Origin of the sequence: Dyadobacter pollutisoli (assembly GCF_026625565.1) — a bacterium.
Taxonomy (GTDB): Bacteria; Bacteroidota; Bacteroidia; order Cytophagales; family Spirosomataceae; genus Dyadobacter; species Dyadobacter pollutisoli.
In genome coordinates this window covers 7,662,804-7,688,350 of the sequence record NZ_CP112998.1, presented here as the reverse complement: position 1 = coordinate 7,688,350, position 25,547 = coordinate 7,662,804, and the positions used below count along the sequence as shown (strand labels likewise).

Genomic DNA, 25,547 nt, shown 5'->3' with positions numbered 1-25,547 from the left:
AGTAGGAAGTTTATTTTAAAATACAACCACAAGTAGAAAAATATATTTTGATACATTAAAAAACATGGTCTTAAATATTACTGTGTCATCCATTTATGTCCAGCGAATAAGATGGCTGAAAGACATGGTTCGCTATTTGATAGTAAGAGGGGATCCAGATGCTATCTTCCCTGTCAAACATCGGAAAGGACTCAGAATAATATTGCGACGACAGAAACATGCTATTCTGGCGTGGGAAGGAATAGATGAAATCAGCGAGGTCGCCCGGCCGTGGTCAGTTTTCCGCTATTTTCAGTTATCTTGAAATCTATCAAATATCTCATGAGTTGACTGATGTCGAATCACAAACACAATGATTAAATACTTATTTTCAGGATTGCTTCTAACCATCTCATCTACAACACTTTCTTGTGGTAAGGAAGCTAGAGCGGAGGGCCAAACATCAAATGGAGATACACTTTTGATGGAGTTCAAATCGATGCTTGCAGCACAAGACATCCATTTCGTCGCTGATGATGATGACTTTTACTACTTTTTGTTCCATCCGGAAGACTTTGCCGGAGATAATTTATTTAGGAAGATAGCAGATGATCCTCAGATATATCTGAAACACTCCCGTTTTACTGGACAGCCAAATGGATAAAGTTAATTTTAATTAAGATGCTTTTGATTCAAAGAACAAGTCATTAGGGATAAATCCAGTACCGGTGTGTTTGCGTTGACCGTTGTAAAATTCCACATATGTTTTTACTCCTCTATACAGATCCATACCGCCGTTGGGAGGGTTTAAGTATACATATTCTTGTTTGAGCGACCTCCAAAATCGTTCGATGAAAACGTTGTCAAGTGCTCTTCCCTTCCCATCCATTGACACCTTTATGCCACTGCCTAACAATGAGTTAACAAAGTGGGGGCTAGTGAATTGGCTACCTTGATCGGTATTAAATATTTCGGGCCGTCCCTCGGTACGAATAGTATCCAAGAGGATTTCCCGGCACCATTCCATGCTCATTGTGTTCGATATGCTCCATCCGACAATCCTTCGGCTATACACATCGATGATGGCAAACATGTACATAAATCCACGAAACATCGGGATATAGGTGATATCGGCCTGCCAGACATGATTAGGACACTCAATTTTCAAGCCCTTTAACAGATATGGATATTTGTAGTCTGTTGCTTTGGCCTTGCTCAGGTTGCGTTTGGGATAAATCGTGCGCAAATTCATGAGCCTATATAGCCTTCGTATACGCTTTACTCCAACGTGGTAACCTAAGCCACGCAGGTAATCAGTCATGCGTTCCACTCCATAAAATGGACATTCCAGAAACTTTCGGTCTATGGCTTTCATCAGGCGTTGATTTACCAACGATTCTCCCTTTGGCTTAAAATAATAGCTACTCCTCTGTAAACCAATTAGTTTACATTGTGCTGAAACGCTGAGATTGATGTATTCCGGAGAAATAAGTTCGCGTTTTTCCATGGTTGTCATTTCCCCAAGACTTTTTTTAGGAAATCCACCTGGACCTGAAGCTCCCCGATCTTGGCGTACAGTTCCTGCTCCTTAGAGTTCTCTGCCTCATTTATTGCCGGTGCCTCTTTGTCGAAAACCAACTCGGCTTTCTCTAAAAACTCTCGTTTCCAGGCCGCAATCTGCGTTGGATGGATTTGGTACTTAGAAGCTAAGTCCTGGACGGTGCTTACCTCCTTGATGGCTTCTATGGCCACTTTGGCCTTGAAGCTCGCGCTGAATTTTCTACGTTCCCTTTTCATAGTCAACTACTAAATTAGAAATTTTAGTAGCTGTCCAATTATTGGGGAGTATTATAATCTGCCTTGCTATAACACTGTCGTCGTTGACAAAAAACTCAGTCCGAGAACAAAACTGTATGCATTGCTTGCGATGCAGAACCTTAACTTCGATTCTTATTTGCAAGTGTTGAGAACGACTTTTGAGGCATATGAGAAAGGAATTGTCCCTTACCAAATTCTACATCTTGCCATCGTAAATGGATTTGGGTGGTCAAGTGTCTTGGTAAATCATCGCCAGGACCCGCGGCTTCAAACAGTTTTAAGCGAGATCAAAACTTATCCGGCAACACCAAAAAAAGTTATCAAATCAATCGATGTTCGCTTTAAATGATAGCTCGCACATAGAATCGCATTAACTTACTTTTTATCGAGCAAAATGGCGAAAGACCGAGTTGATCCAGGATACTCATAATTGTACTTTACTTCCAGTAACAGAAGATCAGTGTCCCTTTTCCTTCCTGTCATGCTAATGCGAACTTTGCTTTTTACTACGCTTAAATAATTCTCTTCTTCCTTGATAGTTAATGACTTATCTTCTGGCACAACTTTGCCTGGCTTAAAGTCTATAATATCAGGATCACCTGTATTCACAAATGGGGAAAATACATTAACTCTTTCCTGCAATTGGATTTGAACATCCAAATTTACTTCCGTTTCGTTTAAGCGAGAAACTTCAACTTCCCACCTTTCCTGAGTGAGGCGTGGATATTGAGCATCGCCGTGAGCTAATATCCCGGAGTATTTGCCGATAAAAGCACTAGATAGATCAGTCTTGGTCTCTTCTGGTTCAGGTTTGCAACCCAAAAGGCAAGTTGTTATGAGGAGAATAATGTAAAATTTCTTGATAATCACATTAAAATTGTTTGAGAGCCGTAAACTACATCTAAACGATCCTAAGACCCGATTGGTTTACCACTGGTGATGAAATCGAATATGTACTAACCCAAAAAGGCGAACCTGAATCAGGTGGCGCAATTTCACGAAAAAGTATTGCTGCATTTGTGGCAGAGATTGTGGCGAATCCTACGTTACATCAAAACGAAAACCCGGGAATCAGCAAGCCGGAATAACATTTTCCAGCTTGCTGATTAAAAAAGGGCAGTAAATTAATTTTACGCCTTCAAAAGGTGGATGCAACGGATTTCAAGATGATCCATTTTCCATTGCGCTTTTCCAGTTGGACTTTTTACTGCAACCGCCATGTATTGCGGCTGCCCCAAATGCGGGCATCAACCCTGTTTTGTACCGTTACCTCGACTTGGTTACCGGTAAATTTTACACTATGATTGACTTCCTGAGCAGAATAATACTTCATGGTTTCTTTCTGCACTTCACCGAACCATTCTGATTTCGACTGCAAATATCCTGTCATGTGGGTCAGTGTATAATGTTCGTCCAGAATATTGTTCATTGCTACCGTATCTCGGGCAATCATAAGCTGAGCTAATTGCCTAACTGTGTCAAGCACCGCGGCTTGGTCATTGGTTGTGTTTTCCTGCATTATCAATTACTGCTATCCCTACCAATTTTACCGTATCAGGATGTTAAAGAAAAGATGTTTGACCCCGACAAGTCAGTTAACGAAATCGCTTACGAACTTGGATTCAAATATCCGCAACACTTTACCCGCTTCTTTAAACAAAAAGTGGGCTTTACTCCGAGTGAGTTTAGAATGATAAACCAGTAGCTAGTGACATTTTTATTGAAAGGGCGATTCGGTTAGGGTCAGTTTCTTTCTTACGGCCAAATATTAGCTGAAAAAGCGCAGATGCATTGTATTTCACGGTCTACAAGCATAAGTAGAACCGTTAATAGAGCAATCACTTCAAAATTAACTTTACAAAACGCGAAAATTGATGTTTAGGAAATCGAGAAAAACTCAATCGATATGAATAAAAATGTTCGACCTATGTTCGACCTAAATAAAAAAACCACTTACAAATCGTTTGTAAGTGGTTGACTATCAAGTGGAGAATATCGGATTCGAACCGACGACCTCTTGCATGCCATGCAAGCGCTCTAGCCAACTGAGCTAATCCCCCGATTTCAACTTTACAGGCAAAACTGCTGCCTGCTCCCTCCTTTGGGGAGTGCAAAGATGAAACGGAGAATTTTTATAAACAAGCATCCCTACATTTTTATGTTGTAAGTAATAAAAACCCATAATGCTTTCGAGTCATCAGCTTCTGCCGCCGCCAAACGCCTTTGAAAGAGCCCAGATGATGATAGCAATAACCGCAACAACCAGAATTACGCCTGTCCATACCCCAGTTTTGAAAATATCACCGATAACTTCACAACTGGTCAGCGTAAATGAGAGGAGGAGAATAACGAGGCAGTTAATAAGTGCTTTCATTGGAAAGAAATAATTTAGGTTTTAGATTTTAGAAGTGTAATCTAAAAAATCATTCCACAGATTCCCGGGCGTTGAATGCTACTGATAAAAATCAATGGGGATAAGCTTCTGAATATCGTTCCTCAAAAGCATTTCAAAAAGACGGACCGTAGCCTCAGCATCTCCGTGGGCCCTGTGGCGGTTTTCAATGATAATTTCAAGACTTTGACACAAATTTCCCAGGCTGTAAGATTTGAGCCCCGGAAATATCTTCCTGCTAAGTTGAACCGTACACAGCAGATCCCTCTGAAAATATTCATCAAGAGCACCAAATTCTCGCTTGATAAAACCATAATCAAACTTGGCATTATGCGCTACAAACCAAGCATCCTTGGTCAATGCACGAACATGGTCCTGCACTTCTGAAAATGTGGGCGAATCCTTGACCATTGCATTATCAATACCCGTGAGGCGGGTAATAAAAGGCGGAATGTAGATCTCCGGATTAATTAATGAATGGAAAACATCGACGATCTGCTCACCGTCATGTCTAAAAACGGCTATCTCGGTAATGCGCGCTGTCCCTCCTCCCCCAGTCGTTTCTATATCGACAATCGCGTACATGTATGCTTTAAATTGTGAATGTTAGCTAATATCATTGCCAGATGGCAGGCTTTTCAGGTTTTACAAAATTAAAATACAAAAAAACGAAAAAATCCCCGCCGAAGCGAGGATTTTGTTCAATAACGGGAGGCATTTACGCAATGCCTGAAAATTAATTCAGCTGGAAAGCAATAGGTAATGTAAAACGAACCCGTACAGGGACACCAGCCTGTCGACCAGGCATCCAGTTTGGCATTAGCTTCACGACCCGCAGTGCTTCTTCGTCACAGCCAAATCCAATTCCTTTCAGTGCCGAAGCACTCTCCACTTTTCCATCAGATCCCACTGTAAATTGCACAAATACCTTTCCCTGAATACCGGCCTGTGCAGCCTTGGACGGGTACCTCAGATTTTTTTGCAGGAATGCCGCCATCGCCTCGATCCCTCCTTTATATTGGGGAGCCTGCTCGACGTTGATAAATGTTTCTTCTTTTTTTACCTCAACCTCGGCAATCGCGATTTTTGCATTTCCGGTTTCCGCAACCGGAGGTACTATAATTGTGATATCATCTGCCCCATCCACTGTTGCAGACGCGGGCTGCGCCGCTTCCAGGTCTTCTATAACAGGCGGTAGGTTCTCAATTTGCACTCGCTCATCAGGCAAAACAACGGGTGGCAACGACCGCACGGTTTTCGCCACAGGTGCGACTGCTTCTTCAACCAAAGGTTTCACAGGCTCTACCGGCGAAATATCAATGGGCTTAGCCTCAATTATATAGGCGATATCGTCCGGCTTAGCGTCCGGTACCAGGCGTGCATAAAGCTTCGGAAACATTACTAAAGATAAAAATAACGTTACACCCATCAGCACCGAGCGCTGGATAGTCTGTCCGTAGTTTTTTCTCAGATCATAGGCGCCGTAAAGCTTGTTGCGGTTTTCGAAAACGATGTCATTTAACGATTTTTCCATGGCTAATAGATTTTGATGGTCAACACTCAGGCTCAGGAGGGTTTGCGCATCAGCAGTTTCCATCATATTATGATAGATCTGTTCGAAAGGCTTCCCATCCCATAGACGCTCTTCTGCTTCACAAGCCAGGTGGTCGAGTATTTCCGGGAGTAATTCCGGATCCAGCTTACTTGTGAGCAAGTATTTATTTATCAGATCGATACGATTTTCCTGAAGCCGTTTCATAGTGTCATCTTTTTTAGATATTAGCCATGTAACAAAGTTTATTCAGTTGCTAGACTTTTTGGCGCAAGTAATAACCTTACTGCATCTATAAAACGTTCAAGGTCATTGGTTTTATTACGCGCAGCCTCGTTCCCCGGGGTGGTCAAGGAATAATATTTCCTTAACCGGCCATCCACTTCAACTGATTCAGTAACCAGTAAGCCTTCTTGTTCCAATTTATGTAATACAGGGTAAAGCGCACCGAACGTAAGCGCTATGGCCCCTCCCGTTCTCTCCTTTACTTCCTGAGTGATTTCATATCCATACATCCGGTCATGTTCTGCCAGTAAATTCAACACAATTGTCTTCAATGTACCACGGACGTATTCGTTACTCGTTGTGTTATTCTCCATGAGTCTGATTTTTATAAAACAAATATATATAAGTTTTTTATATATACAACACAAATGTAGCAGAAATATTTTTTGAAGGCAACAGTTTCTTCAAATTGTTAACTTTCCGCCAGTGGTATGGACCGGTTAATGCGCTCTTCCAGCGAAATAAAGGTTTCTGTCCGTTGAATACCATTGACCTTTTGTATTTTGTCGTGCAGGATTTCTCTTAAATGTCCGGTATCTTTGCAGACTATTTTCAAGAAAATACTGTAAATACCGGTCGTATAGTGGATGTTTACTACCTCGGGAATGCCTTCTAACTCTGTCGCCACCTGCTCGTACAAAGAACTTTTATCAAGGTAAATTCCTAAAAACGCACTGATATCCCAACCTAATTTAGCGGGGTCGATTACTAGCTGAGATCCTTTAACGATACCCATTTGTTCGAGCTTTTTCATGCGGACATGGACCGTACCGCCAGAAACGAAAACTCTTTTACCGATCTCGGTGTAGGGTAAAGCAGCATTTTCTATCAACAGAGAAAGAATGCGCAAGTCGGTGCTATCTATATCTGAATATTTCTGCATTTAGTATTGAAAGTTTGAATTTTTCACAAAATAATTAACCAAATTATGAAATAATTGTAAATTTTAACAATTTTAAATGAAAATATTTTATATTTAAGTTTAGAAGTTTTAGTTTTGCAAAACCAAATTATGGAAGAGGAGACCTGATCTCCCAGAAATAAATTGGAAATATCACATTGTAGGGTGATGAAATTGGCAGCCATGCCCTCCTGTCTCGGGGGTGGTGAATAAGGGATAAACGCGGCATAATGCCGACGCAAGTCGACTGGGGTGGACCACCAACAGTATTTGTACCGTAGCTAACCGCACCGTGGGTGGTTCGAATCCCCCTCCTACAGCAAAAAAAACTTGACAAGCGAATTTTTTCGTATTAGTTTTATTTGGTTTTTAGTTTGTTGATGAAGTGTAATTTGACACGCGGGTTCATTTTGAAATCTGCGTGTTTTTTTATGCCCATTAGACAGGTGTCGCCATCTCTTCACAGGTGGCCGCACAGTGTCGGCACGCGTCCGCACATTCGCGGCAATGTTCCATCCCCATTTGAGCATGTTTCTCACACTCATCCGCGCACGCGTTGCACGCATCGGCACACACCCGGCACATATGCGCACTGAACCTACTTCCCAAACTCATTACTTCAGCAGCTGCACGACAAATCACCGCACATTCGAGGTCGAGCTGGATACACGTTTTAAGATGAGCAACGTTTTGCTCATTCAGGCATGAAGTAGCGCAATGAGTGCACGCGTTAGCACAAGCTACGCAAACATCGATACATTGTTGAAATTGCTGATGGGCCATAATCTTGTTGTTTTCTGATAAAAATTTGTTTCTGCCGAACGAATTTCGACGGTCACACTTCCCAGAAAATCATGCCATCTTTTTCAGATCATCAATGTCCCTTTCCGCCAAGGAAAATAGTCGCGAATATCATAGCAATAAACGCTAAGACCATAACAATTGCGGGGATCAGCGCGAACCAGGTAGCATATTTGTCGCTCCCTATACCATACTTGATTAGAAGACTCCCGAAGAATAAAATTCCCATCACCACCGCTGGCACGATAATCTTACCATATTGCTCCGGATAAACATGTTGATCTTTCAGATAAAGATTCATCGTTTTACGAAGGTAGTGGAAGAACGTGCCTCCTTCAATGGTAACAGCAAGCCAGAAAATGATTTTCATAGGAAAACTGTAAGCTATATAGACACTTAGAATGCCTCCCAACTTACAGATTCGTCAACAATTAACTCCATATATTTATGCATTGGTCGCTTCGAGTAAGTTATCGGTCAACCCGACGATTCCCGCAATATGCCAATTTACTGGCCCGAAAACGAAAAAAGCCCAGATCTCTCTGAGCTTTTTTGCGGTCTGGACGGGACTCGAACCCGCGACCCCATGCGTGACAGGCATGTATTCTAACCAACTGAACTACCAAACCATTTCATTTTTACAGCGCGTTTCTGTAAAACGTGGTGCAAAACTACTATTATTATTTTCGATTGCAATACCTGAGACACCAATTTAGTTATTTTATTTGTGTAATGATAATGATTGAATAGGAAATATTCTGAAAATGAAACAGTTGTAGTTTATACAAAATGATACATATAAAAGAGGTAATCCACGAACTTGAAAAACTTGCTCCGTTAGCCTATCAGGAAAGCTACGACAATGCCGGATTGCTGGTAGGTTCGCCGGAAACAGCGGTAGCCGGTATATTGTTCGCGCTCGACGTCACCGAGCAAGTAATTGACGAGGCCATTAAAAAGAATTGTAACCTCATTGTCGCCCACCATCCTATTATTTTCAAAGGCCTTAAAAAGTTGAATGGAAAAAACTACGTGGAGCGTACCGTCATCAAGGCCATTAAAAATGACGTGGCCATTTATGCATCCCATACGAACCTTGACCATGTTACGAAAGGCGTAAACTGGCAAATCGGAGAGAAACTAGGGCTGCAGAATCTGAAAGTTCTCGTTCCGAAGAAACAATGGCTAACGAAACTGGCATTTTTTGCACCTGTCAAAAATACTCAGTCCATATTGGATGCCCTTTTTGCTGCCGGCGCCGGACATATCGGCAACTATGAACATTGCAGCTTCAGAACAGAGGGCACCGGTACGTTCTTACCGGGAGATTTGGCGAATCCGGTTATTGGTTCCAATGGTGCGCTCGAGGAGGTCAGGGAGCATCGTTCAGAAGTAATGTTTCCGTCTCACCTGCAATCGAAAATAGTAGCTGTACTGAAAAAACACCACCCCTACGAAGAGGTAGCCTATTACCTGACTGCATTAGAAAATGAAAATCAGGAAGTTGGCGCCGGGGCCTTTGGCGAATTGCAACACCCAATGCCCGCGGAAGACTTTCTCCGGTTCCTGAAAATGCAGATGCAGACCGGCGTCATTAAATACACGGATTCAGTCTCAAAATCCATTCAGCGAGTCGCTATTTGTGGCGGTGCAGGGAGCTTTTTGCTACCCGACGCAATCCGGGCTCAGGCCGACGTCTTCATCACTGGCGACTACAAGTACCACGAATTTTTCGACGCGGAAGACAGGATTATGATCTGCGATATCGGCCATTATGAAAGCGAAGTCTTCACTAAAAATTTACTGTATAACTATTTATCGGGAAAATTTAGTAATTTTGCACTCTGTTTGTCAGAAGTCAATACCAATCCGGTTAGATATTTTGTTTAGAAAGTAATTTCATCAACTTATTTTTCTGATTATCTGTTGAGAATTCAGGCTGACTACCTTCACTTATTACGCATTGAAACAAGTCCATAAAAGACATACATGGAAAACACAATCGCACAAAAATTAGACTCTCTCCTGAAACTACAGGAAATTGATTCAAATCTTGACGAAATACTAAAAACGCGTGGAGACCTTCCTGAGGAAGTCCGGGACCTGGAAGATGAGATTATTGGCTTCGAAACTCGTTTAGGAAAATTTAAAAGTGAAATTGCCAACCTGAATTCTGAGATTGATAATTTCAAAAATGCCCAGAAGGAAGGTGAAAAGCTGATCAAAAAATACAAAGATCAGCAAATGAATGTTCGCAATAACCGTGAATACGACGCAATCACCAAAGAAATAGAACTACAGGAGCTTGATATGCAACTGGCTGACAAGAAGATTAACGAAGCCAGGGCCCGTATCCGTTTAATCGAAGATGACGCTAACCGCGCAGAATCGGTTCTGAACGAAAGAAATGAAGACCTGAAAGCGAAAAAAGGCGAACTTTCTGTGATTACCAGCGAAAGCGAATCAGAGGAAAAAGCATTGATCGCAGAAAGAGAAAAACACATTAAAAAAATTGAAGACCGCCTGTTGAAATCGTATCAGAAAATACGTGACAACTCGATGAATGGTCTTGCTGTGGTACATGTTTCCCGCGGCGCATGCGGAGGATGTTTCAGCATTGTTCCACCACAACGTCAGGCTGACATTCGTGAGCGCAAAAAACTGATCGTTTGCGAACACTGCGGCCGTATTCTTGCCGATGTTGAAAGTGTTGAACCTGTTCACCAACGCAGATAACAGATTACAAATATTGACCTTAAAGGTTGTCTTTTCCAGACAACCTTTTTTTATGTTTCGGGCAAAATGAAGTGGGGAAAATTTCACTGCAATGATAAAGACAACAGGCTCTTCCTATGTGTAGTGGCCGCATTACTGCTGCTTACATTTCGTACATTCGCCGAGGACACTAAGTATGGAGTGGTTTTCTCGCCCAGATTACAAAAGGCCTATTTTGAAATTCAGAAATTAAGATTACCCTCAGCCAGGCAGCTTATTGATGCTGAGCGTGGCCAACAGTCGGCCAATGCATTTATTCCTTACCTCGATAATTATGCAGATCTGCATTACCTGTTAATTTCAGAAGACAAGGCCGCATATAAGATACTAGCTCAAAAGGAAGACCAGCGCCTCGCGAGTGTTGATAAGCTACCTGACAATTCTCCTTACAAACGTTTTTTCCAGGCCGAAATACGAATGCATTGGGCATTTGCTAAGTTGAAATACGGTAATGAGCTTAGTGGGTCCTGGGAGATTATCAAAGCGTACCGACTGTTAGAAGAAAACCGAAAAACATTCCCCGACTTCCTCCCTACTCAAAAATCACTAGGGTTATTGCACGTTTTAATTGGCTCGATACCGGATAACTATCTTTGGGTTGCCAAAATTCTGGGACTGAAAGGTAGTATCACCATGGGTATCAATGAGTTGCGAGTAGTCGCAAAAGAGGAGCCATTTTTCAAACAGGAAGCGGAGCTTATCGATCTGCTACTCCACGCTTATACATTAAAATTGTCACCTGCACAGCAAAACAGAATCCGGCAATGGCCAAAGGAACAACCTGATAACCTCTTACTCCATTTCTTTGCGACAACAGTTTTAATGAAAGAAGGTAAAAGTGAGGAGGCTTCATACTATCTGGAAGAGGCGCCATCGGGTCCGATGTACATTGATTTTCCCTTTCTTCAATATCTGCGAGGTGAAATTAGACTGCAAAAAGGCGACTATGAGGCCGCATACGACCATTATTTGTTATTTCAAAAGCATTACCACGGATTTAACTATCTGAAAGACACTAATCTCAAACTCTTTATGTGCCGCTGGCTGGACGGGAAAGATCCGGAAGCAAATGCTTTCATCAGAAAAATAGCAGGTAACGGTAGTACAATCGTTGAAGCGGATCAGTTTGCACAGAGAATTGCAGAAGAATATCTGGCCGGAAAAATAGGCCGGCAACAAAAAGTATTATACAAAGCAAGGTACGCCACTGACGGCGGTTATCTTGACACCGCGATGGACTTAATACAAAGCGTTAATGAAAAATCCTTTATCTCAATCACCGAGAAGGCCGAATTTAACTATCGCAAAGGAAGAATATTACAAAAATCCAGACAAGACGAAAAATCGTTACCCTATTATGAACGTGCTATCCAGCTCTCAGAATCGTCGGCCGCTGGCTTTGGAGCGGCTTCGGCTTTACAGCTCGGTTATATTTTTATGGAGAAAAGCGAACAGAAAAAAGCTGCCCTATACTTCAAAAAGGCCATGTCTTACAAAAAGCATGAATACAAAAACAGCATTGACAACAAAGCCCGGGCCGCTCTGACCCAATTGGGACAATAATGTTGTTACCTTTTTCCATTTGTTACGTCTAAGAATAAATAGCTTAGCATTCAACACAAATGGCGACTAAAGGTTACGAAAATCCGAGAAAAATTTTGAACTGGTGTGAAGAAGACAGGCCCCGGGAAAAACTGGTAAGAAAAGGCCGTGCAGCTCTTTCTGACGCCGAATTGATTGCGATCCTCATTGGTTCCGGTTCAATGGAGATGTCCGCAGTGGATCTTGCCAAAATTATTATGGCATCTGCAGGCAACAACATCAATGAACTTGCCAAATTGGGTGTTAAAGACCTCAGTAAGTATAAAGGGATAGGTGAAGCGAAAGCCATTACTATTCTGGCTGCATTAGAACTCGGACGGCGTAGAAACGACATCGTCCCCACTCGAAAACGTAAAATCAAAGGCTCAGCGTCCGTTTACGAGGAAATGAAGCAATACCTCATGGATAAGCCTCATGAGGAATTCTGGATACTGCTTCTAAACCGTGCCAATGATGTCATGCGTGCCCATCAGGTCAGTGTAGGCGGGGTTTCAGGAACCGTCGCTGACATTAAAATGATTTTCAAACTGGCCATCGATAACCTGGCTAGTTCTATCATTCTGGTCCATAACCATCCTTCCGGGCAACTTACGCCGAGTCCGTTTGACAAACTCCTCACGGCTCAAATAAAAGAGGCAGGCCAATTGCTCGACCTGCCTGTTCTGGATCATATGATCTTTACCGATACCGGCTACTATAGTTTTATGGACGAAGGTGAGATCTGATTACAGGATTTCTTCCTTTTTCACAATGCCTGTCAGCTCCGAATATGGAATGGTAAATTGTATAGCCCCGCGCGCATATGCCGCAATTTCGTAAGGATTATAATAAAACAGGATTCCTTCTCTGGTAAATATATAATTCGCAGGGATAAAAAATTGATGGTTCAACAAAAAATATCCCGCCTCTTCCAGATTGGCATCAGCGGCTAATTTTTCTTGCTTTCTGAAATTCTTTTCAACGAGTTTGAGTAAAGCAACCGAGTCCGCGATGAAGCTTTTCATTTGTTTTTCCTTTCCGGTTTTGCCATCAAAAACATGGTAGGACCGGAAACTGTTGGGGTGAGCGCCTCCCGTAAAAGCATAATGGTCCAACTGATAAAATAACCATTCGGGCGTCACCATTACCGTGTCTCCTGACAATTCTACCTGCCAGCAGCCCGGAGCATCGGGAAAGTCCTTTTTGAAGTCAGTATAATTTTTTTGAAATACTGCAAACGCATCTTTAACGCTTTTCGTCGCGCCCGGATTAGCAGCAATGCTCGCAGAATCCGCGTAGGAATTAATGCGTTCAATGCTCTTTTGAGTGAGTATGCCATTGATTACTTCTGAGACTTTGCTGGAATCCGAGAGTTCCCACAAACTTACGGAAACAGAAGAGCCCTGATTTTTGGTAGTATCACAACTTCCAAATTCACGGACTACCAGATTCCCGTGAGTCAAAGTGTTTTCTTCACCCGCTTCTTTTTTACCCGATAAATTACAGCCTGACAGAAACATCGTTCCCGTTAGAAAAATCAAAATGCCTAAAATTCGCATAGAAATTGGATTACAAACTCATTAATTCTTTGAACCTGATTGCCTGGCGACGTGATATCTCGATCTTGTCACCCCCTTGCAAAGTAACGAGTAGCCCGCCGCTAAACCATGGCTCGATTTTCTCAATCCAATGCAAATTGATGATATGTTTGCGATTGGCGCGGAAGTAAGTATTGGCATCAAGACGCTCTTCCAGGTTATTTAACGATTTCAGTACCAACGGTTTCTGATCATCGAAATGCAGGCGGACGTAGTTGCCCATCGATTCGAAAAGTCTGATTTTGCCTAGTTTGACAAACCAGCATTTTTCTCCGTCTTTAACAAAAACCTGATCATTTTCCCCCAAAACCTTTTCGGCGCGCTCATGGGTGTGAGCGGGAGATTCTGGTTGGGCCTGATTTTCTTCAATCCGGTGAATCGTTTCTTTAAGCCGCTCTGTATCGATTGGTTTAAGCAAATAGTCCAGCGCATTGTATTCGAATGCTTTGATGGCATATTCGTCGTAAGCGGTCGTAAAAATCACCTCGGGGCTTTTTCCTTCAATAGAAGACAGAAGTTCGAAGCCATTCTTACCTGGCATTTGAATGTCCAGAAAGAGCAATTCCGGCTGTAATTCCTCTATTAATTTCAGCGCTTCTTCTGCATTCGCAGCCTCCGCCACAATCTCAATTTTGGTATACGGTTCCAGTAATCTTTTTAATTCATTACGGGCAAGGCGCTCGTCGTCTACAATTAAAGTCCTCATGGCGGATCAGTTAGGAATTATTAATAAAAGTAATTGAAATAGATTGGTTTTCAGTTGCCTGCCCCGGTCTCCTCTCCCACCATCATGACTCCCTCCGACAACATTGGTATTTTCACTTCTGAGCAAACTACATCTTCCTTCTCTTGAAAGATCCTGAATGTAGCCCCTTTACCATATAAGATAGATAAGCGTTCTGCGGTATTTTTAAGTCCCACTCCCCCGGACTCAGTAGCACCGAGATTCCCCGAATTAAGAATGGTGATAACGAGCAGCTCATTTACAATTTCTGATTTTACTTCAATAAACCCGCCTCCTATCTCCTTGGAAACGCCGTGTTTGATGCCATTTTCAACCAAAGTTTGCAGCATCATCGGTGGAATCTGCCAGTATATTGCCTGTGAGTCAGTAGCAATGGTATACCGCAGCCGGTCTTCGTACCTGACCTTTTCCAGTTCAAGATAGTCTTCAACGGTTCTTAATTCTTCTTGCAAATCGACCGTTTTTCTCCTGTCGGCCAGCAGGGAATTTCTTAAGATATTTGAAAGCTGCGTAATGCTGAGCTGCGCCTTCGCAGGATCTTCAAAAACGAGGGCACGAATGCTGTTCAATGCATTGAATGTAAAATGCGGGTTCAGTTGAGAGCGTAATACTTTCGCCTCCGCTTCGCGCATTGACATTTTCAGCATGATTTTCTCGTAGCCGGCGAGTCTGGTTTGCTCTATGTAATGATAAACCGTGTAGGACAAGATCCATGTTAGCAGGTTCTTACACCAGTTAGCATAATACCCCCAAAAAACCAGTGGCTGATTTAAAAGATCCTCTTCCAGCACCTGCCGGTCCATAGGCAGATTGACCATTGTCATGATCAGGCCGAGTAACAAAACTGAGCTGATCACCCGCAAGGCTAATCGTGGAAGCGGCAGCGACGACCAGTTCCATTTCCTGATCACGAGCCTGTAAACGTGGGTAAGACAAATGCCCAGCAGGATATTGGCAAGCGCAGTATAAAAAACGCCAACCTCAAAGCCAAATTCCAAGGCATAAGGGACATATTCGAACATAATCAATAATGTCCAACCCAGAATTTGTAGAGTCCAATAAATCTTTTTTTTGGACATGAAGTTTTTGTTACGCTGAATTTCCTATGACAAATCGCAAATGTATCGATGCGCTACATAACTGTGCGCACAAATACACCAATGGAAACGAATCTACACAAACGGTTTGTTATAATGTTTGCGGAATTTCCAGAGAAAGTAAATGCGTGATGTCGTTGGAGACTTCCAATTCGAATTTTTGAGTGTCGTAAGAGTAGTTGATCTTATATAGACACAAGTTACTATGCTCGTAGTCGTCCATTTTGATCAATGGCTGCCTGAAAAGCGTAGTGAGCAGCACCCGCATTGCGCGGCCATGCATGGCGATTAAAATATTTCTTTCGTGAGGTCTCGATAAGATAGTGTCAATCACCGGAATCTGACGATCGCGAACCTCAATCGGGCTTTCCCCTTCTTCCGCTGCCAGTTCTACCCGGCCCTCTTTCCAGGCCATTACCAGTTCGCGATAGTAGTTATTATCACCGGTATTAGGTTCCCGTCCCTCGCGCGCTCCCCACGAGATTTCATTCAGCCCCGAGTAACTTTCGTGCGGTATGCCCAGCTTGATGAACCCGCGGACAGTTTGCTGTGTTCGCTTTAAATCAGAGGTATAAATTTTGTCAAAAGGGACATGTTGGTAAGCATTAAAAAAAGCGGCCGCCTGGGCTTCGCCCCATTCATTAAGCAAGGAATCAACACCACTTCCCTGTACAACTCCCCTGCGATTAAAATCTGTTTCACCGTGGCGAATGAGGTATATAGATTTTCTTTTCAATGTAATAGGACTATTTAAATATTAATTTTGCAAATACCTTGTTTTTGCACAGCAAAGCCGATACAAATTTATACATTTTTTAGATATGTTCACTAAATCAGTTTCACTTGACAAGCTACATTCTTTCAGCGAGAATACAATAGCCCATCACCTCGGAATAGAATTTACAGAAATCGGAACTGACTATGTCATAGCGCGAATGCCTGTCGACAAACGGACACACCAACCCTTTGGCATTCTGCATGGTGGCGCTTCTGTGGTACTGGCCGAGACGCTGGGAAGCATTGCATCATTCCTTTGTATTTCGGACCCGGAAAAAGTGGCCGTTGGCCTTGAAATTAATGCTAATCACCTCAGGCCGGTCAAAGAAGGATATGTGTATGGAAAGGTAACCTCCATTCATTTGGGGAGAACCACGCATATTTGGGACATCAGAATCACCAATGAGCAGAATAAACTTGTTTGTATTAGCAGATTGACAGTAGCTATTGTGAATGCCGACCGCTAACTTTAATTTGCAGATACATTGACCTAACGTTATAAATTTTATTTTAAGTAAATGTTTTCAGTCCAAACAGGCACCAAACTTTCCATATTTGAAGGGTTACAGGTTCAGGAACTCTGGCAAGCGTCAAAAAAACTTGGGTTTCCATCCGCACTTTGGCGTCTTCCTCACCAGAATGAAATCAAGTTGCTGATATCGATACAAGACGGAATCCGCAAATGCCAGCCGGAGCTAGAAAAGCTTTCTCCCGGTTTCATGATCAGCACGTTTCATTGGGATGAAAATCAGGATGTGCTGCTGTTGGAAGGTGACATTATTCTGACATTTTCGGAGGATCACCAGGTCAGGACTGTTGATAATTTACTGGGCGAAGAACATACGGAAGTTCGGAAGCTGGTTTACGTGGCTGAAACATTGACCAATGAAAAAAAAGCGGATTCCAATGATCATTCCCTGCTTCTTCCTGCTATCAACGACTCCGATTCCAGAACTCGTTTCGAGCGCACCGTTGAGCTGGCAGTTTCAGCAATAAGGCAGAATGAGTTCAAAAAAGTGGTTCTTTCCCGCACCAAAGATTTATTTTACTCCGAGCAGTTTCAGCCGGCCAAGGCTTTCTGCAAACTGGTGAAAGTGTACCCGCATGCATTTGTATCCCTGGTAAACCTCCCCGAACAAAACGAGCTGTGGCTCGGCGCTAGTCCGGAAGTACTGGTACAACAGAGTTCAAATGGGGTTTTTAAGACAATGTCCCTGGCCGGAACGCAGAACGCCCGGAATGAATCCGGCGAGCTGATTCCCAAATACGACATTCGCTGGGGAGAGAAAGAAATAGAAGAGCAGGCTTTGGTGAGCAGGTACATTGTTGAATGCTTCAAAAAAATACGTTTGCGGGAATACACCGAAACTGGCCCCAAAACTGTGCTGGCGGGCAATCTTTATCATTTGCGCACCGATTTTGAAGTCGATACCCTTTCACTGCGTTTTCCCGAACTAGCATCTGTCATGTTGAAGCTCCTACACCCAACATCGGCAGTGTGTGGCGTACCCAAGTTACCTAGTCTTACTTTTTTAACAGAAATTGAAGGATATGACCGCTCTTTTTACAGCGGGTTCCTCGGCCCTGTGCAAGTTAACGGCGATACCAATTTGTTTGTGAATCTGCGAACTGTGCGATTTAAAGATGGAAAAGCGACATTTTTTGCAGGAGCAGGAATTACAGAAGACTCTGATCCTGGACGTGAATGGGAAGAAACTGAAATGAAATGCGACACGCTCCTCAAAGTGATAGCGCAGGCTTTCTAAAAAATATTTAAGCTGATTAAACTTTTATAGTTCAAAAAAGTCTAATCGGTTTGAGATTATATATAATTTTGAAGAACACTCTGATAAGCGTGTAGTTATCTCAAAAACCCTAAACCTTTAAGCCCCGGAATATCACCTGCGTATGAATTCTATCATGAAGTCTGTATGCCCAGACGTACCATTGAAATTAAATAAGCCTTTCTATCATCTTCTCATCACGGGTACGCTCTTCTTTACGCTTTCATGCGGTGAAAAAAAAGATACTTTTCAGCAAAAAGGAGGGGGAGGGCCCACAATAGTTGATGTCATCATTGCCAAGTCTGAAAGAGTAAGCGATAAAGTCGAAGTAAACGGAACAGTCGTCGCTAATGAATATGCTGAGCTCAGACCGGAAGTGAGTGGCCTGCTTACGTTTCTTGACGTTCCGGAAGGGAAAACGGTTCAGAAAGGAACAATCATTGCCAAGATAAACAGCGCCGATCTGATGGCGCAATTGAATAGGTCCAAAATACAGCTGGATCTGGCGGAAACCACGGAAAAGCGCTTAAAGCAGCTCGTTGCAGTTAATGGTATCAACCAGGCCGACTATGATCTTGCGGTAAATCAGGTCAGTACCTTAAAGGCAGATATGGTTTACACGCAGGCTTTGATTGATAAAACCGTTGTGAAAGCGCCGTTTACCGGTGTAATCGGTTTGAGGAAAGTAAGCGAGGGTTCATACGTATCGCCGAACAGCGTCATCGCGACCATGCAGCAACTTACCAACTTGAGAATTGACTTTACGGTGCCCGAAAGCTATCAGCAATATGTGTCCAAAGGTTCAAATGTGGAAGTGTTGCTGGATCAGAATTCCGGAAAAAGAGAAACGGCCAGGATCATTGCCCTGGAACCACAGGTAAACCAGACTACCAGAAATATCACGGTTCGCGCTGTCCTGAACTCAGGCAATACCAGTCCGGGGTCTTTTGCAAAAGTATATTTAAATGCAAGTTCAAATAAAAACAGTATCCTGATCCCCACAAACTGCATTATCCCCGAAGCCCAGGGCAAAAAGGCCGTTACCGTAAAAGGTGGCAAGGCCATGTTCGTAAGCATTGAAACCGGTGACAGACGAGAAGATGTGGTGGAAGTGAAAAGCGGTTTGAATGTTGGAGATACTGTGGTCGTTTCGGGTGTATTATTTGCCCGTCCTGATGCTCCTGTGAAAGTGAGAAGCGTAAAAAGCTTAAATTTTGCCAAGTAGTAAGTACGGAGTTGTAATGACTGTTCCTTTGAAACCTGTTCTATGAATATATCTGAATTATCCCTGAAGCGGCCGGTATTGGCTGTCGTCATGAACCTGCTGATCATCCTGTTTGGTGTAGTAGGCTATAACTTCCTATCATTGCGCGACTACCCGGCCATTGACCCCCCGGTTGTGAACGTCCGAACGAGTTACACCGGTGCGAATGCCGATATCATTGAAAGCCAGATCACTGAACCGCTCGAAAAGAGTATCAATGGTATCCCGGGTATCAAAAGTATCAGTTCTTCCAGCCAGATCGGATCCAGCAATATTACCGTTGAATTTAACCTCGAAGCTGACCTTGAAGGAGCAGCCAATGACGTTCGTGACAAGGTAAGCCAGGCCCAACGTAACCTTCCGCAGGATGTGGATGCTCCGCCCGTTGTGATCAAAGCCGATGCCAACAGTGATTTTATCCTGCTATTGGCGGTCCAAAGCCCTTCTAAAGGTTTATTGGAATTGAGCGAATACGCGGAGAATGTTCTTCAGCAAAGTCTTCAGACCATCGACGGCGTAAGCGCTATCAACATATTCGGTCAGAAACGTTACGCCATGCGCATCTGGCTCGATCCTGACAAAATGAGCGCCTATGGTATTTCATTCAATGATATTTCTTCCACACTGAGCGCGGAAAACGTTGAATTGCCTGCGGGAAAAATATACGGTGACAACACCGAGCTCACCATCAGAACGATGGGGCGGCTTACCAGTGAAAAGGAATTTAGCGACCTGGTTATCAGGAATGACAGTGCTGGCATTGTGCGCCTTGCCAATGTTGCAAAAATAGAGCTTGGCCCGGAGAACGAAGAGCAAAGCTGGAAGTACAACGGTGTGTACGCCGTTGGTTTGGCCGTGATTCCGCAGCCTGGGGCCAACTACGTCGAGATTTCCGACGAGTTTAATAAAAGGCTGGCTGAAATTCAAAAATCAAACAAATCAGACATTACATTCAATGTACTGCTTGATAATACCCGGCTGGTCCGCCAGTCGATCCTCGAAGTAGAAGAAACGCTTCTGATCGCGTTTTCGCTGGTGGTAATCGTAATCCTTTTCTTCTTCAGGAGTTTCGTTGTGGCAATTCGCCCACTCATCGACATCCCCATTTCCCTGGTCGCGACATTCTTTGTTATGTACCTGTTTGGATTCTCAATCAACATATTAACCCTTTTGGGAATTGTACTGGCAACCGGCCTTGTCGTCGATGATGGTATTGTAGTCACGGAAAACATATTTCGAAAGCTCGAAAGCGGGCTGCCCATACGACAAGCGGCGCTGGAAGGAAGCCGGGAGATCTTTTTTGCTGTAATTTCAACGTCTCTTACGCTTGCAGTGGTATTTCTTCCCGTGATTTTCCTCGAAGGTTTCGTCGGTAGTTTATTCAGGGAATTTGGTATTGTCGTTGCTTCCGCGGTTTTGATCTCGGCTTTTGTTTCATTGACGATTACGCCGGTACTGAATGTATTCCTTAATCGCAAAGACGCAGGCCACGGCTGGTTTTATAACAAAACAGAGCCATTCTTCACAGGTATGGAAGATGGCTATAACAGGACCCTTCGCGGTTTTATGAAGGCAAGGTGGGTTGCATGGGTGTTGGTAGCAGCATGCGGAGTGGTCATCTGGTTTACCTATACCAATCTTCAAAGTGAATTGGCCCCGATGGAAGACCGGAATAGCATACGGTTCAATCTGTCCGCGCCGGAGGGTACCAGTTTTAACCAAATGCAGAAAGTGTCCGACCAGCTATCGAACTTCCTGAATGATTCTATCCCGGAAAGAGCATTCACATTTTCCGCAACCCCAGGCTTTGGCGGTGGTGGCATGAATAGCGGCACGGCCCGTATCGGTCTGGTACCGGCAGGTGAAAGAAAGAAAAGCCAGAACGAGCTGGCTCAGGAAATCAATAAGAAATTGTCGCGCTTCAATGATGCACGGATTTTTGCAACGCAGGAACAAACTATTTCCGTTGGACAAGGTTCCAGAGGTGGATTACCGGTTCAGTTCGTTCTGCAAAATCTAAATTTTGACAAAATTTTTACCGTTTTACCCAAATTCCTGGAAGAAGCCCGGCAAGACCCGACGTTTCAGAATGTGGACGTAAACCTTAAATTCAACAAACCTGAGATCCGTCTGACCATCGATCGCTTGAAGGCGAGAGACCTGGGATTATCGACTACCGATGTTGCGGCGGCGATCCAGTCCGCATTCAGCGGCAGGCGCCTTGCTTATTTTATCAAGAATGGGCAGCAGTATCAGGTAATCGGCCAGGTAGAACGCGCTGAACGCAACAAACCTGCTGATATCTCTAAGCTATATGTTAGAAATACCCGCGGTGAAAATATTCCGCTGACGGCCGTTGTTCAAATGAAGGAAGAAAGCGGCCCTCCTACTATTTTCCACTACAACCGGTACAAAAGTGCAACCGTATCTGCATCGCTTGTAGAAGGAAAAACGATTGGCGACGGTGTAGCCGCAATGCGGAGAATAGCAGCAAAATTGCTTGACGAATCATTCCAAACCTCATTGATCGGCTCATCACGTGACTTTGAAGAAAGTTCTTCCAATACCAGCTTCGCATTTGGACTGGCGCTTTTGCTAGTTTACCTGGTTTTGGCCGGGCAATTCGAAAGCTTCACAGATCCATTTATTATCATGATCACCGTGCCACTTGCTCTTGCGGGCGCATTGCTGAGCCTTTATCTTTTTGGTCTCACGATCAACATATTCTCTCAGATCGGGATGATTATGCTGATCGGGCTGGTTACTAAGAACGGTATCCTGATTGTAGAATTTGCTAATCAGAAACGAGAGCAGGGTATGAGCAGAATGGCTGCTGCGGTCGAATCTGCGACACAACGGTTACGGCCCATTCTGATGACCAGCCTTGCGACAGCATTTGGTGCATTACCTATTGCGATGAGCCTCGGAGCGGCTGCTACCAGCCGGGTACCGCTCGGAGTTGTAATCGTTGGCGGTTTAATGTTCTCCCTGATCCTTACATTGTTCGTTATTCCGGCTGTTTACACATTTATTTCTCCTAAAAAACATAGAGTAACTGAAGAGCAGAGAATGGCTGAGGAGCTTAGTGTTTAAAAAATTCAAGAAACAAAATCCTGATTCAGGAAATTAATTATATAAAAAAATCAACCACAGTTTTTTGCATGAACCCGCTCCTGATTTTGATTAACAAAAGAAATTTAGTCCTCCTATTGCTGCTTTTGGGTAGCAATGCATTTTGTAAACAGGCCGCTGATAGTTTGAATATTACACTGGACAGTGCCATTGCAATTGCATTAAAAAACAGCTACGAAATAGAAATTGCAAAAAACAATGTGGAATCTAATACCATTCTCAATAACTATGGCGTCGCCGGTGGACTGCCAACTGTCGCCGCCAATGCATCCAACACAGAGCAAATAACCCAGGTTAATCAAAAACTGAACGACGGAACTGAAATCAGCCGGAATGCAGCGGCCGGTAATAATACCCAGATAAGTTTGAATGTTGGGATACTGCTTTACAATGGGAAACGTGTGGTATCGACCAAAAAACGACTGGCTGAACTGCAAAACCAGAGTGCAGAAGTACTTAACTCCCAGATTCAAAACACAATTGCACTGGTGATGACAAGTTATTATGACGTGGTACGGCAGCTAAGCTACGTCAACACCGTCCGTACCTCCATTCAGGCATCGGAAAAAAGGCTGGAAATCCTGAAAGTGCGCAAGGAAGCTGGTATGGCCAATAATGCTGATCTTTTCCAGGCCCAGATAGATTTGAATACATTGAACCAAACATTAATGGATCAGCAAATGGTAGCCCAGGTTGCCAAAACCGAACTTCTGAGAATACTCACATTGGACCCAAAATCTGCGGTTTCGATCCAAGACTCCATAAGGGTTGACAATAATATCCAGTTGGACGCCATTCTCGATCGCATCAAAGTGAACGCTGATGTGAAAGCAGCCGATCATCAGATCCGTATCAATGAACTGATCGTTCGTGAAACTGCCGCTCTAAGATACCCAACAGTGAGATTCAATACTGCTTACAACTATTCCAGGAACCAGACTGCGGCAGGCTTTACATTGCTCAACCGGGTTTTGGGGCCCAATGCAGGTCTCACGCTTTCCATACCGATTTATAGTGGTTCGGCTTTCAAACGTCAGCAACAGGTTGCGGAAATCAATACTACCAATGCTGAACTACAAAAGAGCTCGCTTGTGAGGGACTACAATGCGGGCGCAGTGAAAATGTACCAGACTTATCTGAGCTCTTTGGAACAACTGGAAACTCAAAAGCAGAATTACAACCTGAGCCGGCAGCTCCTTAATCTTACATTGCAACGCTTCGAGCTTATTCAGGCGACCATTATCGATGTCCGGGAAGCACAACGCAGCTTTGAAGACGCGGGTTACCGGATGATCAACCTTAACTATGCAGCAAAAGCAGCCGAGATCGAGCTAAAAAGATTGAGCAATACGCTCCAATAGGTACCTCATTTCCAAAAATGGCCGCTCCTCTCAGAGCGGCCATTTAAATCCAATACGCTAACCACCTTCTGCCCGATCGTTGCGATCATGCCATAGCTTGCAACAACAAATCAGATTGGCATGAAAAATCTCTTATTCCTGCTTTCCAATATCAACATCGTTAGCCAGGTTTACCTCATTGATTTGGTTTTATCCAAAGACATTATGAAAGGGCTGGGTATCATAAATGCCAGTGTCCGCGATCTTTTGAACTTGAAAAAGAAAAAGCATTGTAGAAAATGCCGGTTATTATTCCAGCTCTGAATTTCAGGACAGGCAACGCCGACTTGGTCACGTTTGCATATCGGCTCAATCGGTCAAAAGAGAAGCAAAACTTCGATAACAGAGGTGACGGTGGCGACGAAGACTAAATGTCCGTTTGAAAACATTACCTTTGCAAACAACTTTTGTCATTGAATAATGCTTTTTATAGGAAAATACAACTACCTGACCATCGAGCGGGTAACCAGCGTAGGAATGTTTCTGAGTGATGTGGAAGGAGAAGAGGTACTGCTTCCCAACCAATACCTGACCGACGAAATGCAGGTTGGCGACAACATTAAGGTGTTCGTTTATCTCGACTCCGAAGACCGCCCCGTAGCTACGACTGAAACTCCGAAAATCGTCCGCAATGAATTTGCCTTTCTAGAAGTGAAGGATGTGTCAGAACATGGCGCTTTTTTGGATTGGGGATTGATCAAGGATCTTTTTGTCCCTTTTCGCGAGCAAAGCAGGCCGATGGAAATTGGGGAATGGCATGTTGTATTCCTTTATCTGGATCAAAAATCGTCGCGATTAATTGCATCAACCAAGATTGACAGATTCCTTGAAAACGAGCGGCTGACAGTGAAAGAAGGTGACGAAGTGGACCTTTTGATCTGGCAAAAAACGGATTTGGGATTCAATGCGATTGTCAACCAATACCATAAAGGTCTTATTTATGCCAATGAAGTTTTCCGGGACCTTAAAGCCGGGGATTCATTGAAGGGTTATGTAAAAAAGATCCGGGAAGAAAACAAGCTCGATATCAGCCTGCAAAAAACAGGTTATGACAGCATTGAGCCTACCGCCCAGCACATTCTTGACGAAATCAGAAAATCAGCCGGTTTCCTGAATGTCTCTGATAGCAGCTCTCCCGAGGACATTTATAAAAGATTACAAATCAGCAAAAAGACATTCAAGAAAGCGATCGGAGGACTATACAAACAAGGCCTGATCAAAATAGCGGACGAGGGGATATATCTGGTGGCGGAGGATTGAGACCCGCGATTTCATATCAAACGAAAAATGCCGGGCAAAGCCCAGTCCTGGTCGGAAGAAATTCCGGCCATTTTTTATGCCTTAAAAAAACAGATTCGTGTTTCCGCCGCAATGGATCACGATCAAAGCAATAGCCAGTCTCTGGCTTCCATCGAAAACCTTCGTTTGGCGGTTTATATCCAATGTTGTTGGCCTTTTGTACATCAAAATCATCATACCCGTCATCAGGGTCATGTATAGCATGATCTGTATTCAATTCCTGCTCAAAGAGACCATGTGGCTCACATAAATGTTACCGTGCCCATTATCCTTTTGTCATGTCCCATAACTGCTTCTGGCAAGGCCATATCTTCGCTGGCGTAGCCGGCTGCTGTAAAGCCATCAGAATGACATGGCAGCACACCAT

General features: G+C 43.6%; 29 protein-coding genes, 2 tRNA genes and 1 pseudogene. 15 read left to right on the top strand and 17 right to left on the bottom strand.

All coding sequences use genetic code 11. The features are described 5' to 3' along the window. Positions 1–352: 352 nt before the first annotated feature. A complete protein-coding gene (locus ON006_RS32095) occupies positions 353–643 on the top strand; it encodes a hypothetical protein (RefSeq protein WP_267609936.1) in 291 nt (96 codons plus the stop codon). Positions 644–655: 12 nt separating this feature from the next. On the opposite strand, the gene ON006_RS32090 is transcribed toward ON006_RS32095, so the two are convergent. From ON006_RS32090 to ON006_RS32080, 3 genes are all read right to left on the bottom strand, one after another. Then, entirely contained in the window at positions 656–1,486 is an 831-nt protein-coding gene (locus tag ON006_RS32090; protein ID WP_267609902.1) for an IS3 family transposase, read from the bottom strand. A gap of 5 nt (positions 1,487–1,491) precedes the next feature. Continuing rightward, positions 1,492–1,776 (bottom strand): transposase, encoded by a 285-nt coding sequence (locus tag ON006_RS32085; RefSeq protein ID WP_244825190.1) that lies wholly within the window; start codon positions 1,774–1,776, stop codon positions 1,492–1,494. Between the two features lie 396 nt (positions 1,777–2,172). Continuing rightward, positions 2,173–2,667 (bottom strand): hypothetical protein, encoded by a 495-nt coding sequence (locus ON006_RS32080; RefSeq protein WP_244821786.1) that lies wholly within the window; start codon positions 2,665–2,667, stop codon positions 2,173–2,175. 38 nt (positions 2,668–2,705) lie between these two features. On the opposite strand from ON006_RS32080, the gene ON006_RS32410 reads away from it, so the two are divergent. Continuing rightward, positions 2,706–2,885 (top strand): NAD(P)H-binding protein, encoded by a 180-nt coding sequence (locus tag ON006_RS32410; RefSeq protein WP_374760228.1) that lies wholly within the window; start codon positions 2,706–2,708, stop codon positions 2,883–2,885. 116 nt (positions 2,886–3,001) lie between these two features. On the opposite strand, the gene ON006_RS32075 is transcribed toward ON006_RS32410, so the two are convergent. After that, the gene (locus tag ON006_RS32075) at positions 3,002–3,316 is read right to left on the bottom strand and encodes a nuclear transport factor 2 family protein (RefSeq protein ID WP_244821787.1); all 315 of its coding nucleotides are present in this window, start codon (positions 3,314–3,316) and stop codon (positions 3,002–3,004) included. 45 nt (positions 3,317–3,361) lie between these two features. Between ON006_RS32075 and ON006_RS32070 the strand changes: the two are divergent. Further along, positions 3,362–3,502 (top strand): annotated as a pseudogene (locus tag ON006_RS32070) (helix-turn-helix domain-containing protein); the annotation flags it as partial. A gap of 281 nt (positions 3,503–3,783) precedes the next feature. On the opposite strand, the gene ON006_RS32065 reads toward ON006_RS32070, so the two are convergent. From ON006_RS32065 to ON006_RS32025, 9 genes are all read right to left on the bottom strand, one after another. Continuing rightward, positions 3,784–3,857, bottom strand: a tRNA-Ala gene (locus ON006_RS32065). A 137-nt stretch (positions 3,858–3,994) separates the two neighbouring features. After that, positions 3,995–4,171 (bottom strand): hypothetical protein, encoded by a 177-nt coding sequence (locus tag ON006_RS32060; protein WP_244821788.1) that lies wholly within the window; start codon positions 4,169–4,171, stop codon positions 3,995–3,997. A gap of 78 nt (positions 4,172–4,249) precedes the next feature. Beyond that, positions 4,250–4,774 carry a 3'-5' exonuclease gene (locus ON006_RS32055; RefSeq protein WP_244821789.1) on the bottom strand — a complete coding sequence of 175 codons (525 nt, stop codon included), beginning with the start codon at positions 4,772–4,774 and terminating at the stop codon, positions 4,250–4,252. Positions 4,775–4,925: 151 nt separating this feature from the next. Continuing rightward, complete coding sequence (locus tag ON006_RS32050) at positions 4,926–5,948, bottom strand: energy transducer TonB (protein ID WP_244821790.1); 1,023 nt, start codon at positions 5,946–5,948, stop codon at positions 4,926–4,928. 38 nt (positions 5,949–5,986) lie between these two features. Then, the gene (locus ON006_RS32045) at positions 5,987–6,340 is read right to left on the bottom strand and encodes a PadR family transcriptional regulator (RefSeq protein WP_244821791.1); all 354 of its coding nucleotides are present in this window, start codon (positions 6,338–6,340) and stop codon (positions 5,987–5,989) included. A gap of 98 nt (positions 6,341–6,438) precedes the next feature. Continuing rightward, positions 6,439–6,909 (bottom strand): Lrp/AsnC ligand binding domain-containing protein, encoded by a 471-nt coding sequence (locus tag ON006_RS32040; RefSeq protein WP_244821792.1) that lies wholly within the window; start codon positions 6,907–6,909, stop codon positions 6,439–6,441. Positions 6,910–7,365: 456 nt separating this feature from the next. Then, positions 7,366–7,710, bottom strand: a complete 345-nt coding sequence (locus ON006_RS32490) for a four-helix bundle copper-binding protein (RefSeq protein ID WP_244821793.1) — start codon at positions 7,708–7,710, stop codon at positions 7,366–7,368. 91 nt (positions 7,711–7,801) lie between these two features. Further along, positions 7,802–8,098: a hypothetical protein gene (locus ON006_RS32030; protein WP_244821794.1), complete on the bottom strand. Its 297-nt coding sequence runs from the start codon at positions 8,096–8,098 to the stop codon at positions 7,802–7,804. Between the two features lie 185 nt (positions 8,099–8,283). Then, positions 8,284–8,357, bottom strand: a tRNA-Asp gene (locus tag ON006_RS32025). 160 nt (positions 8,358–8,517) lie between these two features. On the opposite strand from ON006_RS32025, the gene ON006_RS32020 reads away from it, so the two are divergent. The 4 genes from ON006_RS32020 (at position 8,518) to radC (ending at position 12,830) form a co-directional block, all read left to right on the top strand. Next, a complete protein-coding gene (locus ON006_RS32020) occupies positions 8,518–9,618 on the top strand; it encodes a Nif3-like dinuclear metal center hexameric protein (protein ID WP_244821795.1) in 1,101 nt (366 codons plus the stop codon). A gap of 99 nt (positions 9,619–9,717) precedes the next feature. Beyond that, positions 9,718–10,464 carry a zinc ribbon domain-containing protein gene (locus ON006_RS32015; RefSeq protein WP_244821796.1) on the top strand — a complete coding sequence of 249 codons (747 nt, stop codon included), beginning with the start codon at positions 9,718–9,720 and terminating at the stop codon, positions 10,462–10,464. Between the two features lie 66 nt (positions 10,465–10,530). Further along, positions 10,531–12,066: a hypothetical protein gene (locus ON006_RS32010; RefSeq protein ID WP_244821797.1), complete on the top strand. Its 1,536-nt coding sequence runs from the start codon at positions 10,531–10,533 to the stop codon at positions 12,064–12,066. 59 nt (positions 12,067–12,125) lie between these two features. Next, positions 12,126–12,830, top strand: a complete 705-nt coding sequence (gene radC, locus ON006_RS32005) for a RadC family protein (protein WP_244821798.1) — start codon at positions 12,126–12,128, stop codon at positions 12,828–12,830. On the opposite strand, the gene ON006_RS32000 is transcribed toward radC, so the two are convergent. The 4 genes from ON006_RS32000 to ON006_RS31985 all read right to left on the bottom strand — a co-directional run bounded on the left by ON006_RS32000 (position 12,831) and on the right by ON006_RS31985 (position 16,260). After that, positions 12,831–13,643, bottom strand: coding sequence for a PdaC/RsiV family protein (locus ON006_RS32000; RefSeq protein WP_244821799.1), 813 nt, complete (start codon positions 13,641–13,643; stop codon positions 12,831–12,833). Between the two features lie 10 nt (positions 13,644–13,653). Beyond that, positions 13,654–14,388 (bottom strand): LytR/AlgR family response regulator transcription factor, encoded by a 735-nt coding sequence (locus ON006_RS31995; RefSeq protein ID WP_244821800.1) that lies wholly within the window; start codon positions 14,386–14,388, stop codon positions 13,654–13,656. Between the two features lie 50 nt (positions 14,389–14,438). Further along, a complete protein-coding gene (locus ON006_RS31990) occupies positions 14,439–15,506 on the bottom strand; it encodes a sensor histidine kinase (RefSeq protein WP_244821801.1) in 1,068 nt (355 codons plus the stop codon). A 109-nt stretch (positions 15,507–15,615) separates the two neighbouring features. Beyond that, entirely contained in the window at positions 15,616–16,260 is a 645-nt protein-coding gene (locus ON006_RS31985) for a histidine phosphatase family protein (RefSeq protein WP_244821802.1), read from the bottom strand. 85 nt (positions 16,261–16,345) lie between these two features. On the opposite strand from ON006_RS31985, the gene ON006_RS31980 reads away from it, so the two are divergent. The 8 genes from ON006_RS31980 (at position 16,346) to ON006_RS31945 (ending at position 25,430) form a co-directional block, all read left to right on the top strand. After that, positions 16,346–16,768, top strand: coding sequence for a hotdog fold thioesterase (locus ON006_RS31980; RefSeq protein WP_244821803.1), 423 nt, complete (start codon positions 16,346–16,348; stop codon positions 16,766–16,768). Between the two features lie 51 nt (positions 16,769–16,819). Then, positions 16,820–18,067 (top strand): chorismate-binding protein, encoded by a 1,248-nt coding sequence (locus ON006_RS31975; protein ID WP_244821804.1) that lies wholly within the window; start codon positions 16,820–16,822, stop codon positions 18,065–18,067. Between the two features lie 154 nt (positions 18,068–18,221). Continuing rightward, on the top strand, positions 18,222–19,310 hold the full coding sequence (locus ON006_RS31970) for an efflux RND transporter periplasmic adaptor subunit (RefSeq protein ID WP_244821805.1): 1,089 nt from the start codon (positions 18,222–18,224) through the stop codon (positions 19,308–19,310). Positions 19,311–19,352: 42 nt separating this feature from the next. Next, positions 19,353–22,442: an efflux RND transporter permease subunit gene (locus ON006_RS31965; protein WP_244821806.1), complete on the top strand. Its 3,090-nt coding sequence runs from the start codon at positions 19,353–19,355 to the stop codon at positions 22,440–22,442. Between the two features lie 68 nt (positions 22,443–22,510). Further along, complete coding sequence (locus ON006_RS31960; protein ID WP_244821807.1) at positions 22,511–23,842, top strand: TolC family protein; 1,332 nt, start codon at positions 22,511–22,513, stop codon at positions 23,840–23,842. A 120-nt stretch (positions 23,843–23,962) separates the two neighbouring features. Then, positions 23,963–24,145, top strand: coding sequence for a hypothetical protein (locus tag ON006_RS31955; RefSeq protein ID WP_244821808.1), 183 nt, complete (start codon positions 23,963–23,965; stop codon positions 24,143–24,145). Positions 24,146–24,301: 156 nt separating this feature from the next. Further along, entirely contained in the window at positions 24,302–25,141 is an 840-nt protein-coding gene (locus ON006_RS31950) for a CvfB family protein (protein ID WP_244821809.1), read from the top strand. A gap of 97 nt (positions 25,142–25,238) precedes the next feature. Further along, positions 25,239–25,430, top strand: coding sequence for a hypothetical protein (locus tag ON006_RS31945; RefSeq protein ID WP_244821810.1), 192 nt, complete (start codon positions 25,239–25,241; stop codon positions 25,428–25,430). Positions 25,431–25,547 lie beyond the last annotated feature (117 nt).